This is a genomic window from Streptomyces sp. JHA26 (assembly GCF_002005565.1).
GTDB lineage: Bacteria > Actinomycetota > Actinomycetes > Streptomycetales > Streptomycetaceae > Streptomyces.
Genome location: NZ_BDJC01000012.1, coordinates 94,940 through 109,661, shown reverse-complemented (window position 1 = coordinate 109,661; position 14,722 = coordinate 94,940). Strand labels below are relative to the sequence as shown.

Below are 14,722 nucleotides of genomic sequence, written 5' to 3'. Positions count from 1 at the left end.
CTATCTATCAGGCAGGGTTCCTGATAGTTTACGCCGCGCGACGCAGCAGTGGAGCGGACCCGACGAAGGAGCCGAGAATGAGCGCAGTGGTCTACGCGCACGGTCAGGTAAGGCGCGCCCGGTACGCCGTGGCGGCCGTGTTCGCCGTGCACGGCGCCGTCACCGGCTCGTTCGCGACCCGGGTGCCGTGGATCCAGGACCACGCCGGAGTGAGCGCGGGCCAGCTCGGGCTGGCGCTGGCGTTCCCCGCGCTCGGCGCCTCCGTCGCCATGCCGCTGGCCGGCCGCGTCAGCCACCGCTTCGGCGCCCGCACCGCCCTGCGCGGTCTGCTGGCCCTGTGGACGCTGGCGCTGGTCCTGCCCTCCCTCGCCCCGAACCTGCTCACCCTGTGCCTGGCCCTGTTCGTCTACGGCGCCTCGGCGGGCATGTCGGACGTGGCGATGAACGCGCTCGGCGTCGAGGTGGAGAACCGGCTCGACAAGTCGATCATGTCCGGGCTGCACGGCATGTGGAGCGCGGGGGCCCTGACCGGTTCGGCGGCCGGCACCCTCGCCGCCCACCTGGGCGCGGACGCGCGGCTGCACCACGTCCTCGCCGCGGCGGTGCTGACCGTGCTGGGCCTGGTGGCCTGCACCTGGGTACTGGACCTCCAGCCCGCCGAGGACGAGGACCCGCCGCCGCGGTTCGCGCTGCCGCCCCGGTCGGCGCTGCTGATCGGCGCGGTCGGGTTCTGCGCGGTGTTCGCGGAGGGCGCGAGCCTGGACTGGTCGGCGGTCTACCTGCGGGACCAGCTGGAGACCTCGGCCGGTCTCGCGGCGGCCTGCACGACGGGCTTCACGCTCACCATGGCCGTGGCCCGCCTGGTCGGGGACAAGGTGGTGGACCGCTTCGGCGCGGTGCGCACGGTCCGGGTGGGCGGCGTGCTGGCCACGTTCGGCGGCCTGCTCGTGGTCGTCGGCGGGCATCCGGCGGTGGCGATGACCGGCTTCGCGCTGACGGGCCTCGGCATCGCGGTCGTCGTCCCGCTGTGCTTCGCGGCGGCGGGCCGGGCCGGCTCCAACCCGAGCCTGGCCATCGCGGGCGTCGCGACCATCACGTACACGTCCGGGCTGGTGGCGCCGAGCGCGATCGGCGGCCTGGCGCAGGCGACCAGCCTGGTGGTGTCGTTCGGCCTGGTGACCGTGCTGGCCTGCTGCCTGGTGGTGTTCGCGAAGGTGCTGCGCGCCGGCGACCGCGACCGGCCGAAGATCAGTCCGCCGAGCGCAGCAGTGCCCGACCGGCAGCCCTGAAGGCCTCGCTCCACGGCGCCGGACGCAGCGTCTCGGAGTCCAGCCGGACCAGCACCCGGGTGCCGTGGGCGTACGTGGTCGCGCCGTCCGCGGAGCAGAACCGGAAGCCGTACGTCAGCCCGGTCCTGCCGAGCCGCTCCAGCCAGAGGTGGACGGCGTACGCGCCCGGCCTGGTGACCGGCGCCTCGTAGGTGACCGTCAGCTCCTTGACGGCGTTGCAGGCGTCGCCGGCCGCCGCCCAGTCGCCTTCGAAGCGGAAGCCGTGCTCGGTCCACAGCTCGGCCCAGGCCCTCTCGACCATCACGGGGTAGCGGGCGTTGTGCAGCAGGCCGAGGGCGTCCAGGTCGTCGAAGTGGACGGTGACGGGGACGAGCCTGCCGTGGGACAGGGCGGGGGCGGCGGGGGCTTCGGCGGTCACGGGCGGTGCTCCTGGTCCTGCTCGATCGTGCTCACGTACAGCGGGTCCCCTCCATCCTAAGCAGACGCTCAGCGGCATCGGCCGTGGGGAAGGCGCTGGTCAGCGGGGGCACGGGACGTGGGACGCGCCGCTACCCCCGACAATGGTGCGGACAGTCCTCACGTACGGAAGAAAGCAGAACCTCACCATGGACCTCGGCGTGCGCTGGAAGCTGCACGGTGACGGGCGCACGCCCGCACCCGGAGCGGTGGTCCGCCCCGACGAACGGCTCTCGTGGCCCCGCACGGCCGGGCTCGGCGCCCAGCACGTGGTGGCCATGTTCGGGGCGTCCTTCGTGGCTCCGGTCCTGATGGGCCTGGACCCCAACCTCGCGATCATGATGTCGGGCGTGGCGACCGTCATCTTCCTCCTCGCCACCCGCGGCCGCGTGCCCAGCTACCTCGGCTGCTCGCTCTCCTTCGTCGGCGTCGCCGCCGTGATCCGGGCGCAGGGCGGCACCAGCGCCACGGTGACCGGCGCGGTGTTCGTCGTCGGCGCCGCGCTGTTCCTGGTGGGTCTCGCGGTGCAGCGGTTCGGGGCGCGGATCATCCACGCCGCGATGCCGCCGATCGTCACCGGCGCCGTGGTCATGCTGATCGGCTTCAACCTGGCCCCGGTCACCGCCTCCACCTACTGGCCGCAGGACCAGTGGACGGCGCTGCTGGTGATGCTGTTCACCGGTCTGGCCGTGGTCTGCCTGCGCGGCTTCTGGTCCCGGATCGCGATCTTCCTGGGGCTGGTCTTCGGCTACGCCCTGTCCTGGGCCCTGGACCGGATCTTCGGGAAGATCCACTCGGTGGACGGCAGCGGCAAGCTCACCGACCACTGGCGACTGGACTTCTCCGCCGTCGGACAGGCCGACTGGATCGGGCTGCCGTCCTTCCACGGGCCGAGCTTCGAGTGGTCGGCGATCCTGGTCGCCCTCCCCGTCGTCATCGCGCTGATCGCGGAGAACGCCGGGCACGTCAAGGCGGTCGGCGAGATGACCGGCGACGACCTCGACGACAAGCTGGGCACGGCGATCTCCGCGGACGGCGTCGGCTCGATGCTGTCCACCGCGCTCGGCGGGCCGCCCAACACCACCTACTCCGAGAACATCGGCGTGATGGCCGCGACCCGGGTCTACTCGACGGCCGCCTACTGGGCCGCCGCGGGCTTCGCGCTCCTGTTCGGCCTCTGCCCGAAGTTCGGCGCGGTCGTCGCCGCGATCCCCGGGGGCGTCCTCGGCGGCATCACGGTCATCCTGTACGGCATGATCGGCCTGCTCGGCGCGCAGATCTGGATCAACGCCAAGGTGGACCTGCGCAACCCGCTGAACCTGGTGCCGGCCGCGGCGGGCATCATCATCGGCGTCGGCAACGTCAGCATGGAGTTCACCGACACCTTCTCCCTGAGCGGCATCGCACTGGGCACCCTGGTCGTCATCACCGGCTACCACGCGCTGCGCGCCTTCGCCCCGGCCCACCTCAAGACGCAGCGGCCGCTGCTGGACGAGGGGACGTCGTCGTACGACGAGAAGACGGGGGACGACGGTTCTCAGCGCACCAGGTCGTAGGCGTACGACGGGGTGAACGTGCCCGGCGATCCCTTGCAGCCGTCCGACTCCCCTGGCAGCTTCACCCACAGGTAGGCGTCGATGCGGCCCATGCCGGTGCTCAGGGTCGGCGCACGGCCGATCCTGCGGCCGTCGGGGTCGCACCACTCGCCGTCGGGCGGGGCGCCGTTGCCGTTGCGGCTGGTGTCGATGACGGCGCCCAGGCTCGCCGGACCGCCGAGGGCGTCGAGGACCGCGCGGTCGTGGGTGATCTCGTCGGCGGTGGTGTGGAAGTTGGAGACGTTGCTGAAGATGCCGTCCGAGGAGGCGGCCGAGGCGGCGCCGGCCTGCTTGAGCCACTCCGCCTGCCTGTCGGGCGCGTGCCAGCCGGAGTGGCCCGCGTCGAAGTAGACGCGCGCCCTCGGGTCGGCCTCCTTCATGACGCGGCCGGCCCGCGCCAGGGAGGCGAAGCGGTCGGCCCGCTCACCGTCGGACAGGCACTCGGCCTGGGCCACCGAGTCGGGCTCCAGGACGACGATGACCTCGCCGGAGCCCAGCCCCGCGGCGAAGCGGTCGATCCAGTCGTCGTAGGCGTCGAGGTCCGGCGCCCCGCCCTCCGAGTACCCGCCGCAGTCGCGGCCGGGGATCACGTACGGCACGATCACCGGCACCCGGCCCTGGGCGGCCGCGTCCGAGGTGACCGCACGGACCCGGGAGGTGATGTTCTCCGGCGTGAAGTCGGCGAACCACACGGCGGCCGGGTGGTCGGCTATGCGGGAGGCGATGACGTCCCGGCGCGGATCGTCGGGATGAGCTTGGACCCACTCGAGGACCTGGGAGTCGGGGTGCCGGTAGAGCCGGGTGGAGGCCGCGGTGGTGGTCCGGGGCTTCTTCCGTCCGGTCATCCCCGGCGAGGGGCTGGGGCTCGCCTCCTTCGAAGGCGAGGGGGAGGGCGAGGGCGAGGCGGAGGCCGGGGGTGTCGTGGAGGCGGACGGGGTCGGCGTGGCGGGCGGGGAGTCCGTCCGCGGCGACCGCGTCACCCGCGGACCCGCCTCGTCCGCGCCGCCGTCGTCACCGAACGCGGTCAGCATGCCGGTCGCGGTGCCGACCGCGACGACGACGGACGCCGCCGCGACCATCGCACTGCGCCGGGCGGCGCGCCTGCGCTCGGACCTGCGAGCGGCCAGACGCCGGGCACGAAGGCCTGACACGTACGCTTCCCCCTCCCCCGCGCGGCGGGCGCGTTCCCCCGTTCTGGGGAAGCGTCGGGCCCGCCGGCACCGCTCCCACCCTAAAGCTGCGACGCTGCCGCCATGGCGCACTGTGAGCAAGTCCCGACGGCCGTCCGGACGGTGGACACGGTCCTGACCCGGATGCGCGCCCTCGGCTCCACGCTGCCCGCGCGGGACGGGGTCGCCGTCTTCAACGGCGTCTACCTGGCCGTCACGGAGGCGGTCGACCGGCACATCGACCGCGGTCTGTTCCCGGACGCCCGGGCCGCGATCGCGCTGGACGTGCGGTTCGCGGAGCGCTATCTGGCCGCCGTCGACGCCCTGGAGAGCGGGCGCCGGCCGCCCGCGTGCTGGCGTCCCCTGTTCCAGCTCCGCCGCCATCCCGGCGTACGACCGCTGCAGTTCGCGCTGGCGGGCATCAACGCGCACATCGGGCACGACCTCGCGCTGGCCGTGGTGGACACCTGTCGTACGCTCGGCTGCGAACCCGCCGACCTGGAGGACGAGTTCGACCGGGTGGGCGGCCTCCTCGTGTCGCTGGAGGAGCGCATCCGCGACGAGCTGATGCCGGGCCCCGACCTCCTCCAGGTCGCCGATCCGCTGACCCATCTGCTCGGTTCCTGGAGCCTGGAGCGCGCCCGTGACGCCGCCTGGGCCGCGGCCCGGGCGCTGTGGGCGCTGCGCCGGATGCCGGACGTGGCCGGGGAGCTGACCGAGCGGCTGGACGCGGCGGTGGGCTTCGCGAGCCGCATGCTGCTCACCCCGCTGCCGGACTGACCCGGCCGGAACACCCGTGCACCCGCCGTACGTTGCCCCCTCGGGCAGCATCGCACCCCGACTGCGAAGGAGCACCCCGGCATGACGATCCCGCTCGGACTCGGCCTCCCCCAGATGCGTCAGTACGACATCGGCAAGGACGTCCCGGACGTGGCCCGCGCGGCGGAACGGACGGGCTACGAGAGCCTGTGGGTCTTCGAGAGGGCCCTGTTCCCCGAGCCCGCCACCCAGGGGCTGTACGGCATCGAGGGCCTGCCCTGGCCCGACACCTACCGGAGCGTGGCCGAGCCCCTGGTCACCCTGGCCCTCGCCGCCGCGGCCACCGAGAGGGCCCGGCTGGGCACCAGCGTGCTGGTCGCCCCGCTGCACGTGCCGTTCCAGCTGGCCAAGGCGCTGGCCACACTGGACGCGGCGAGCGGCGGCCGGGTGATCGCGGGCTTCGGCACCGGCTGGTCCCACGACGAGTACGCGGCGGCGTCCGTACGGCCGTTCGCGCAGCGCGGCGCCGCCCTGGACGAGCTGATCGGGGTGTGCCGGGCGGTGTGGGGCCCGGACCCGGTGGTGTACGACGGAGACGTCACGAAGATCGCGTCCGCCGTGGTCGGCCCCAAGCCCGCCCGGCCGATCCCGATCATGCTGGCGGCGGGCAGCGGCCGGGCCCGGCGGCGGCTGGTCGACCACGCCGACGGCTGGCTGCCGACCGGCACGGGCGCCGAGGCCGTGGCCGAGCAGTGGCGCCTGGTGCGCGACCTCGCCGAGGAACGCGGCCGGACCGAGCCGATCCGGACGGTGCTGCGGGTCAACGCCCGTCACCGGGCGGCCGGCCAGGACGGCGCCGACGGCCGTCCCCTCCACGGCGACGTCGACCGGATCGTCGAGGACCTGGCCGCGTACGCGGAGATCGGCCTGGACGAGATCCTGCTCGACCTCCAGGCCCCCCTGCGGGACGCGGAGGAGCTGAAGGACGTCGCCGCCGAGGTCTACGAGAAGGCCAGGGCGGCCGGAATCTAGTCCTCGGGGAGCTCCACCGGCGCGATCTCGTCGTAGACGTCGCCCGGACCCGGGTTGGTCGCGTCGGTCTCCCCGCCGAAGTGGTGCATGACGCCCCAGACCGCGTTCAGCGCGGTCTGGACGGCGCCCTCGGCCCAGCCGGCCGTCCAGGAGATGTCGTCGCCGGCGAGGAAGATGCCCCGCTTGTCCTCGGGCAGCCGGTCCTGCATGAAGTGGGTGAACAGGCGCCGCTGGTAGCGGTAGTGGCCCGGCAGGTTGGCCTTGAAGGCGCCCATGAAGTAGGGCTCGTTCTCCCAGGAGACCGTCACCGGGTTGCCGATGATGTGCTTCCGGATGTCGACCTTCGGGTAGATCTCGCCGAGCGACTTCAGCATGACCTCCATCCGCTCGTTCGCGGACAGCGGCAGCCACTTCAGGCTGTCGTCGCACCAGGTGTAGGAGAGGCAGATGACGGCGGGCCTGTCGGGGCCGTCGTCGAGCAGGTAGGTGCCGCGGGTCATGCGGTCGGTGAGCGTCATCGACATGACGTCCCGGCCGGTCTCCTCGTCCTTGTCCAGCCAGAACGGCCGGTCGACGGGCACGAACAGCTTCGAGGACTCCATGTAGTGGGTGCGCTCGATCGCCGTCCAGTGGTCGATCGGGAACAGCGAGTCGTCACAGGCGATCTTGGACAGCAGCATCCAGGACTGTGCGGTGAAGATCGCCGCCCGGTAGGTGCGGATGTCGCCGTCGGCGTCGGTCACGGTGATCCGGTTGCCGGCGGTGCGGTTCAGCCGGGTCACGGCCGGGCGGGGCTCGCCGCCCACGTGCAGGGACTTCAGCGAGGTGCCGTGGGGCCAGTGGACGATCTTCTCCGGCTCGCGCTCCCAGAGCCTGAGCGGCAGCTGCTGGGAGCCGCCGACGATGCCGCGGTGGTGGTCGTCGGCCTCGGTGTAGACGACGCGCAGGATCTCCAGGATGGAGTTGGGGAAGTCGGTGTCCCAGCCGCCGGTGCCGAAGCCGACCTGGCCGAAGATCTCGCGGTGCCGGAAGGACTTGAACGCCTCGGACTCGCACAGGAAGCCGTAGAAGGTCTGGTTGTCGAGCTTCTCGACCAGCTTCGCCCAGATCTCGCGGATGCGGGGGACGTCGCGCTCGCGCAGGGCGCGGTTCATGTCGGAGAAGTCGGCGCCCTCCTCCAGGCACTCGGCCCAGGCGTCGGCGACGTCCCGGTAGACCTGCGGCAGGTCGTCGAGGGTCTCGGCGTAGTGCGACTCGCCCTTGAGGTCGACGACGGTCGACGGGGTCGCCTCGGCGAGGGGGTTGGGGAAGGGACGGGTCTCGAGCCCCACCAGGTCGATGTAGTGCTGGAGGGCGGTGGAGGACGGCGGGAAGCGCATCGCTCCCATCTCGGCGGTCAGCGAGGGGTCGCAGCCGTCGAAGCCGACGGTGCGCAGCCGGCCGCCGATCCGGTCGGCCTCGTAGACGACGGGCTTGAGGCCCATCTTCATCAGCTCGTAGGCGGCGACGATGCCGGACAGGCCGCCGCCGATGACGGCGACCTCGCTGCCGTGCTCGGTCGCGGGTATCTGGCCGAGGCCCGCAGGGTGGGCGAGGAAGTCGTCGTACGCGTACGGGAAGTCCGGCCCGAACATGGTGATCGGCGGCTGCTGCTCGTCGGCGTGCTCGATCGCGTTGGGCACCGTGGACGTCATGGGGTACGGACTCCTTGCACAGGGTGGAACGGGGTGGCGGTGGGGGTTCAGACGAGGGACCCGTAGAGGCCGGGGCGGCGGTCCTCGAGATACGGGTTGGCCTCGCGGGACGCGACGAGGAAGGCCGGGTCGGCGTCGGCGACGACCAGTTCCTCGGCTCGCCCGGCGCGGGTGCGGGCGATGCCGTCGGGCCCGGCGAGCACGGACAGCCCGACGAACTCGAACTCGCCCTCCCGGCCGACCCGGTTGACGTACGCCACGTACATCTGGTTCTCGAAGGCCCGCACGGGCACGACCGACTCGGCGACGAACTGGAACGGGTGCATCTGCGCGGTCGGGACGAGCAGCAGGTCGGTGCCGGCCAGGGCGTGGGTGCGCACGTTCTCCGGGAACTCCACGTCGTAGCAGATCATCAGGCCGACGGTGAGGCCGTTCAGCCGGGCCTGGACGAGCGGCCGGTCGCCGGGGACGAAGTGCTCCTGCTCGAAGCGGCCGAAGAGGTGGGTCTTGCGGTAGTTGGCCAGGCGGGTGCCGTCGGCGGAGATCAGCTGGACGGAGTTGAAGACGCTCCCGCCGGCCCGCTCGGGGTAGCCGTAGGCGACGGCGATGCCGTGGCGCGTGGCGGTCCGCGCGATCGCGTCGGCGGCCTCGCCGTCGGCGGGCTCGGCGAGACGGCCGATGTCGTCGCCGATCGCGTACCCGGTCAGGAACAGCTCGGAGGTCACGAGCAGCCCTGCCCCCGCGGCGGCGGCGCGGCCCGCGGCCTCGTCGAGGACCTGGAGGTTCTCGGCGGTGGAGCCGGGGCGGCCGGAGCTCTGGAGCAGGGCGGTGCGCATGCGTGTTCCTCACCGGTGGGAGGGGGTCGGGGGCCAGATAGACGGTACGGTCGGCGGACTCGGCCGGACAAGGAGGAGCCGTTGCGCGCCGGTGAGCGGTTCGTTGCGTCCCTCGGGCACCTCGCGGCGATTCGTTGCGCACGGCGGCCACGCGTCCCGCACGGCCCCGACGTCACCCGTGCGGGACGCGTGGGTGACGTCAGGACCGTGCCCTCGCAGCCGAGGCCGCGATCCGGCCGACGGCCACCAGCACCACCCCCGTCAGCAGGTACGGCGCCGTGAAGACCACGAACGCGGTGCCGTGCCCCGTCTCCGTCGCGACCACCGCGTACGTCCCGTACACCGCGACCGTGGCCAGCTCGGTGCCGAGCCCGGCCACCGAGGTCAGGGTCGCCCGGCCGGCGGCGGCGACGCGTCGCTGGAGGCGCGCGTCGGCGAGCACGTGCGCCAGCTGGAATCCGCCGAAGGCGACGGCGACCAGCGCCAGCCCCGCCGGCGTGCCCGCGCCGGCGCCCACGGCCAGGGCGAGCGCGGCGCCGACGAGCAGTCCGCCGAACCCGGCGTCGCCGAGCCGTTCGGCCGGCCCGGCCAGCAGGCCCCCGGCCGTGGCGCCGGCCCAGACCAGCAGGAGCAGCCACGGCACGGTCGCCTCGGCCACACCGGTGTCGCGCACCAGCAAGGGCGTGTACTCGTCGAGGGCGCCCCATACGGCGCCCACGGCCGGCACGAGCAGCAGCGCGCCGCGCACGGACCGGTCGGCGCGGGCCTCGGCGAGACCCGACCGCAGGGCCGAGGCCCACCCGTCGCCGCCGGCCACCGGCGTACGGTGCTCCGGGAACCGGGTCGCCAGGGCCGCCGCCAGCAGGCAGACCAGGATGCTCGCCGCCCCCACGGCCGGGTAGCCGCCGTGGGCGAACACCGGACCGGCCAGGCCCATCGCGGCCATCACCGCCACCAGACCGGCCGAGCGGGCCCGGCCCATGACGCGGGCGTACCGGTCGGCGGCGCCGAGCCGGTCCAGTTCGTCGTGGACCAGGGCCTCCAGCGCGCCGGAGCCGAGCGCTCCGCCGGCGCCCCACAGCACGAAGCCGAGCGCGAAGGCGCCGTAGGACGGGACGAGCACCCACAGGGCGAAGCCGGCGGCGGTGAGCAGCGGGCCGAGCCACAGGAGCAGCCGCCGGGAGACGGCGTCGGCCCAGGCGCCGGAGGGCACCTCGAGCAGGACGCCGGTGACGGACCAGAGGGCGAAGAGCGAGGAGATCTGTCCGACGGACAGGCCGGCGTCGCTGAAGAGCAGCGCGTACACCGGGTAGAGCAGGACGAAGTCGTCGAGGAACGCGTAGCCGTACAGCGTGGCCGTCAGCCGCCGGTGACCGGCGGGCGGCACGCGTGTGGGTGCGTGGGTCATGAGGCCTTCCCCAGGGAGCGGATCGGACACCGGAGGTACGGCGTCCGAGGCGGCCCTCGGGGGCGGGCACGACGGGAAGATCAATGTCGCCAGGTCATGGCACCGATGCTAGACCGCACGGCGCCCCGGGGACAGTTCTTATGCGGGCGACCCCGACGAGAAGCGCCGCAGCAGCGGAGAGAGCACCAGCACGGACTTGGTGCGTTCCACGAACGGCTCGCCGGCGATCCGCTCCAGGACCCGTTCGAAGTGCCGCATGTCGGCGGCGAAGACCTGGGCGACGGCGTCCGCGTCCCCGGTGACGGTGGACGCGGCCACGACCTCCTGGTACCGCTCCAGGCCCCGTTGGATGGTCTCCGGCGAGGTGTTGCGGCGGCAGTAGATCTCGACGAACCCCTCGGTCTCCCAGCCGAGCGCGGCGGGGTCGACGCGCACGGTGAAGCCGGTGATGGCTCCGGTGGCGCGCAGCCGGTCCACGCGCCGTTTCACGGCGGGCGCGGACAGGCCGACCGACTGCCCGATGTCCGCGTAGGAGCGGCGGGCGTCCTCGGCGAGGGCGTGCACGATGCGTTCGTCGAGATCGTTCAGCACTGCGGGTCGTTCACTTCACTTCTGGTGCGTCCGGGCCTCGGACGGGTCCGGCGTGGCGAGTCGGGAACGGCGGTGGCCGTACACGAAGTAGAACACGAGCCCGGCGGCCATCCAGACACCGAAGACCACCCAGGTGACGGTGGACAGGCTGCCCATCATCCAGACGCAGAAGCCGAAGCCCAGGGCGGGCAGCACCGGGGACAGCGGCACCCGGAAGGTGCGCGGCATGTCCGGGCGGGTCCGGCGCAGCAGCACGACGGCCACGTTGACCAGGGCGAAGGCGAAGAGGGTGCCGATGCTGGTGGCGTCGGCGAGCTGTCCGAGCGGGACGGCGGCGGCCAGGACGCCGCAGAACAGGGAGACGATCACCGTGTTGGCGCGGGGCGCGCCGGTCTTCGGGTGGACCTTGGAGAACACCTTGGGCATCAGTCCGTCGCGGGACATGGCGAACAGGACGCGGGTCTGGCCGTAGAGGACGGTCAGCACGACGCTGGCGATGGCGACGACCGCGCAGAACGCCAGGAGGGTGCCCCAGAAGCTCTGCCCGGTGACGTCGGTCATGATCTGGGCGAGGGCGGCCTCGGAGTCGCTGAAGCCCTTCCACGGCCTGGCGCCGACGGCGACGGCGGCGACGAGGACGTAGAGCACGGTGACGATGACGAGGGAGAGCATGATCGCGCGGGGCAGGTCGCGCTGGGCGTTCTTCGCCTCCTCACCGGCGGTGGAGGCCGCGTCGAAGCCGATGTACGAGAAGAACAGCGTCGCGCCGGCCGCGCTGACGCCGGCCATGCCGAGCGGCATGAAGTGCTCGTAGTTGCCGGAGCGGAAGCCCTGGACGCCGACGGCGCAGAAGAGCACCAGCGCGGCGATCTTGACGACGACCATGATCGTGTTGGCGCGGGCGGACTCGCGGGCGCCGCCCAGCAGGAAGGTCATGGCGAGCAGCACCACGATCAGCGCGGGCAGGTTGAAGATCCCGCCGTCGCCGGGCGGCGCCGACAGGACGTCCGGGATGGTGACGCCGATGGTGCCGTCGAGGAGCTCGTTCAGGTACTCGCCCCAGCCGACGGCGACGGCGGCGACGGAGACGCCGTACTCCAGGACCAGGCACCAGCCGCAGATCCAGGCGACCAGCTCGCCCATGGTCGCGTAGGCGTACGAGTACGAGGAGCCGGCGACCGGGATGGTGCCGGCCAGTTCGGCGTAGGACAGGGCCGAGAAGAGCGCCGTCAGACCGGCGATGACGAAGGAGAGGGTGACCGCCGGTCCGACCTTGGGGACGGCCTCGCCGAGGACGACGAAGATGCCGGTGCCGAGGGTGGCGCCGATGCTGATCATCGTGAGCTGCCACAGGCCGAGGGAGCGGCGCAGGCTGCCCCCCTCGCCCTGGCCGCCCTCGGCGACCAGCCGTTCCACGGGCTTGCGGCGCATGAGGCTGGCGACCGGCCCCGGGGACGCGGGGGTGGCCGATGTGTCGTGGTGCGGGGGTGCGCCGTGGTCGAGCACGCATGGACTCCTTTGTCACTGCCGGTCGCACCGCCCGGTGTCGAGCGGGCTTTCTCGCGGCGGGCCTCTGGAGCGGCGGGGACCGGTGGCGTCCCTCGCGGAAGCGGGAACCCACCGAGCGGGTCCTCGCCACGCCACGTACAGCGAAGAACCCTATGAGCGCCGGGTTCCCCCTGGTAATGCAGCAACCTTGCGCGTCCTCGCACGATCGTTGCGTTCGTCGGGGCCAGGCGTGTGTTCGTTGCGCGGAGCCGCCGAGTCGTTGCACCGGGCGGCTGCCGGAGGCAGGGCGGACGCGGGCCGGCGGGGACCGGGCCCGGTCGGTGACCGTCCGGACCGCACGCGACGGGCCGTGTCCCGGCGTCGTCCGCCGCACCGTCCCGGCCGCGCCGGGAACGCGCCGGGAACGGCGCACGGCCCCCGTTCCTCCCGGGCGACGGGGGAACGGGGGCCGTGCGGAAGGGCCGGGCGGGTCAGTTCCAGCTGGCGTGCAGCGGCTTGCCCTCGGCGTAACCGGCGGCGCTCTGGACGCCGACGATGGCCTTCTCGGCGAACTCCTCCAAGGAGGCGGCACCGGCGTAGGTGCAGGAGGAACGGACACCCGCGATGATCGAGTCGATCAGGTCCTCGACGCCCGGACGGGTCGGGTCGAGGAACATGCGGGAGGTGGAGATGCCCTCCTCGAACAGCGCCTTGCGGGCCCGGTCGTACGCCGACTCCTCCGAGGTGCGGTTGCGCACCGCGCGCGCGGAGGCCATGCCGAACGACTCCTTGTAGGGGCGGCCGTCGGCGTCGTGCTGGAGGTCGCCCGGGGACTCGTAGGTCCCGGCGAACCAGGAACCGACCATCACGTTGGACGCGCCGGCCGCCAGGGCCATCGCCACGTCGCGCGGGTGGCGGACGCCGCCGTCGGCCCACACGTGCTTGCCGTACTTCTTCGCCTCGGCGGCGCACTCCAGGACGGCGGAGAACTGGGGCCGGCCGACGCCGGTCATCATGCGGGTGGTGCACATGGCGCCGGGGCCGACACCGACCTTGACGATGTCCGCGCCCGCCTCGATCAGGTCGCGCACGCCCTCGGCGGAGACGATGTTGCCGGCCACGATCGGCACCCGCGGGTCGAGGTCGCGCACCAGCTTGACGGCGCTGATCATCGACTCCTGGTGGCCGTGCGCGGTGTCGATGACGAGGGTGTCCACGCCCGCGTCCAGCAGCTGCTCGGCCTTGCCCGCCACGTCGCCGTTGATGCCGACGGCGGCGGCGATGCGGAGCCGGCCCCGCGCGTCGGTCGCCGGGGTGTACAGCGTGGCGCGCAGGGCGCCCTTGCGGGTGAGGATGCCGGCCAGGCGGCCGTCCTTGTCGACGGCCGGCGCGTAGCGGCGGTTGGCGGCGTCGAGGGTGTTGAAGGCCTCGCGCGGGTCCAGGTCCGCGTCGATCAGGATCAGGTCCTTGGACATGACCTCTTCGAGCTGGGTGAAGCGGTCCACGCCGGTCAGGTCGGCGTCGGTGACCACGCCGAGGGGCCTGTTGTCCTCGTCGACGACGACACCGGCGTTGTGCGCGCGCTTGGGCAGCAGGGAGAGCGCGTCGGCGACGGTCTGGTGCGGGGCCAGCACGATCGGGGTGTCCAGGACGAGGTGGCGGCTCTTCACCCAGGAGACGACGTCGGTGACGACCTCGATCGGGATGTCCTGCGGGATGACCACCAGGCCGCCGCGCCGGGCCACCGTCTCGGCCATGCGGCGGCCGGCGATGGCGGTCATGTTGGCGACGACCAGCGGGATCGTGGTGCCCGTGCCGTCCGGGGAGCTGAGGTCCACGCCCTGCCGGGAGCCGACGGCGGAGCGGCTCGGCACCATGAAGACGTCGTCGTACGTCAGGTCGTACGAGGGCTGGATGTCGTTGAGGAAACGCACGTGCTGCACATCCCAGTCGATCAGAGGTGGCCCCCGGACAGGTCAGCCAGGGGGAAAGAGCACGTACTTCATTCTCCCATGACCGGCGTCCGGTCAGCCCCGGGCAGATCATCCAGGCTGGTCAGCGGCCTCCTTGGAGGAACCTCCAGGGCCCAGGGTCACGAAGAGCCCCGGGCCGCGGTCGGTGGCCTCGGCGAAGACCTCCTCGGCGACGGCCCACTCGTCCGGCCGCGCCTCGGCGTACGCGCGCCAGCCCCGCACGAGGAGCACCAGACCCCGCTCCGCCGCCTCCCTCGGCCAGACGGACGGGTCGGCCAGGGAGTCGGCGAGCGCGTCCCAGTTGCGGCCGAACCACGCGGGCAGGTCCAGGGCGCGGGCACAGCGGTCCATCAGGCCCGCCTTGTCCGTGACCCCGTCGAGGTCCAGCGTGACCACGAGCCGGCCCGCGGGGTCCTCCGTCATGTCGCGCCC

At 72.9% G+C, this 14,722-nt stretch carries 13 protein-coding genes; 4 read left to right on the top strand and 9 right to left on the bottom strand.

The genetic code is table 11. The features are described 5' to 3' along the window. Positions 1 to 77 precede the first annotated feature (77 nt). On the top strand, positions 78 to 1,289 hold the full coding sequence (locus tag JHAT_RS10420; protein ID WP_077797799.1) for an MFS transporter: 1,212 nt from the start codon (positions 78 to 80) through the stop codon (positions 1,287 to 1,289). Here the strand turns inward: JHAT_RS10420 and JHAT_RS10415 are convergent. Next, positions 1,249 to 1,707 carry a thioesterase family protein gene (locus JHAT_RS10415; protein WP_077797798.1) on the bottom strand — a complete coding sequence of 153 codons (459 nt, stop codon included), beginning with the start codon at positions 1,705 to 1,707 and terminating at the stop codon, positions 1,249 to 1,251. The two genes, JHAT_RS10420 and JHAT_RS10415, sit on opposite strands and share 41 nt — an antisense overlap. Positions 1,708 to 1,894: 187 nt before the next feature. Here JHAT_RS10415 and JHAT_RS10410 point away from each other — a divergent pair, with 187 nt between their 5' ends. Beyond that, positions 1,895 to 3,301, top strand: a complete 1,407-nt coding sequence (locus JHAT_RS10410) for a uracil-xanthine permease family protein (RefSeq protein ID WP_077797797.1) — start codon at positions 1,895 to 1,897, stop codon at positions 3,299 to 3,301. Here the strand turns inward: JHAT_RS10410 and JHAT_RS10405 are convergent. Continuing rightward, positions 3,283 to 4,419 (bottom strand): glycoside hydrolase family 6 protein, encoded by a 1,137-nt coding sequence (locus JHAT_RS10405; protein ID WP_077797796.1) that lies wholly within the window; start codon positions 4,417 to 4,419, stop codon positions 3,283 to 3,285. The two genes, JHAT_RS10410 and JHAT_RS10405, sit on opposite strands and share 19 nt — an antisense overlap. A 174-nt stretch (positions 4,420 to 4,593) precedes the next feature. Here JHAT_RS10405 and JHAT_RS10400 point away from each other — a divergent pair, with 174 nt between their 5' ends. Both JHAT_RS10400 and JHAT_RS10395 read left to right on the top strand, forming a co-directional pair. Then, the gene (locus tag JHAT_RS10400) at positions 4,594 to 5,289 is read left to right on the top strand and encodes a DUF5995 family protein (RefSeq protein ID WP_077797795.1); all 696 of its coding nucleotides are present in this window, start codon (positions 4,594 to 4,596) and stop codon (positions 5,287 to 5,289) included. Between the two features lie 81 nt (positions 5,290 to 5,370). Next, positions 5,371 to 6,300 carry a TIGR03619 family F420-dependent LLM class oxidoreductase gene (locus JHAT_RS10395; RefSeq protein ID WP_077797794.1) on the top strand — a complete coding sequence of 310 codons (930 nt, stop codon included), beginning with the start codon at positions 5,371 to 5,373 and terminating at the stop codon, positions 6,298 to 6,300. On the opposite strand, the gene JHAT_RS10390 is transcribed toward JHAT_RS10395, so the two are convergent. The 7 genes from JHAT_RS10390 to JHAT_RS10360 form a co-directional block, all read right to left on the bottom strand. Beyond that, positions 6,297 to 7,994: an NAD(P)/FAD-dependent oxidoreductase gene (locus tag JHAT_RS10390; protein WP_077797793.1), complete on the bottom strand. Its 1,698-nt coding sequence runs from the start codon at positions 7,992 to 7,994 to the stop codon at positions 6,297 to 6,299. The two genes, JHAT_RS10395 and JHAT_RS10390, sit on opposite strands and share 4 nt — an antisense overlap. Before the next feature lie 47 nt (positions 7,995 to 8,041). Next, the gene (locus JHAT_RS10385; RefSeq protein ID WP_077797792.1) at positions 8,042 to 8,830 is read right to left on the bottom strand and encodes a carbon-nitrogen hydrolase family protein; all 789 of its coding nucleotides are present in this window, start codon (positions 8,828 to 8,830) and stop codon (positions 8,042 to 8,044) included. 199 nt (positions 8,831 to 9,029) lie between these two features. Further along, positions 9,030 to 10,238 (bottom strand): MFS transporter, encoded by a 1,209-nt coding sequence (locus JHAT_RS10380; protein WP_077797791.1) that lies wholly within the window; start codon positions 10,236 to 10,238, stop codon positions 9,030 to 9,032. 138 nt (positions 10,239 to 10,376) lie between these two features. Continuing rightward, a complete protein-coding gene (locus tag JHAT_RS10375; RefSeq protein ID WP_077797790.1) occupies positions 10,377 to 10,829 on the bottom strand; it encodes an Lrp/AsnC family transcriptional regulator in 453 nt (150 codons plus the stop codon). A gap of 15 nt (positions 10,830 to 10,844) precedes the next feature. Further along, positions 10,845 to 12,335, bottom strand: a complete 1,491-nt coding sequence (locus JHAT_RS10370; protein ID WP_077797789.1) for an amino acid permease — start codon at positions 12,333 to 12,335, stop codon at positions 10,845 to 10,847. 473 nt (positions 12,336 to 12,808) lie between these two features. Next, complete coding sequence (locus JHAT_RS10365; protein WP_171990829.1) at positions 12,809 to 14,251, bottom strand: GuaB1 family IMP dehydrogenase-related protein; 1,443 nt, start codon at positions 14,249 to 14,251, stop codon at positions 12,809 to 12,811. A gap of 108 nt (positions 14,252 to 14,359) precedes the next feature. Further along, positions 14,360 to 14,713 (bottom strand): barstar family protein, encoded by a 354-nt coding sequence (locus JHAT_RS10360; RefSeq protein WP_077797787.1) that lies wholly within the window; start codon positions 14,711 to 14,713, stop codon positions 14,360 to 14,362. Positions 14,714 to 14,722 lie beyond the last annotated feature (9 nt).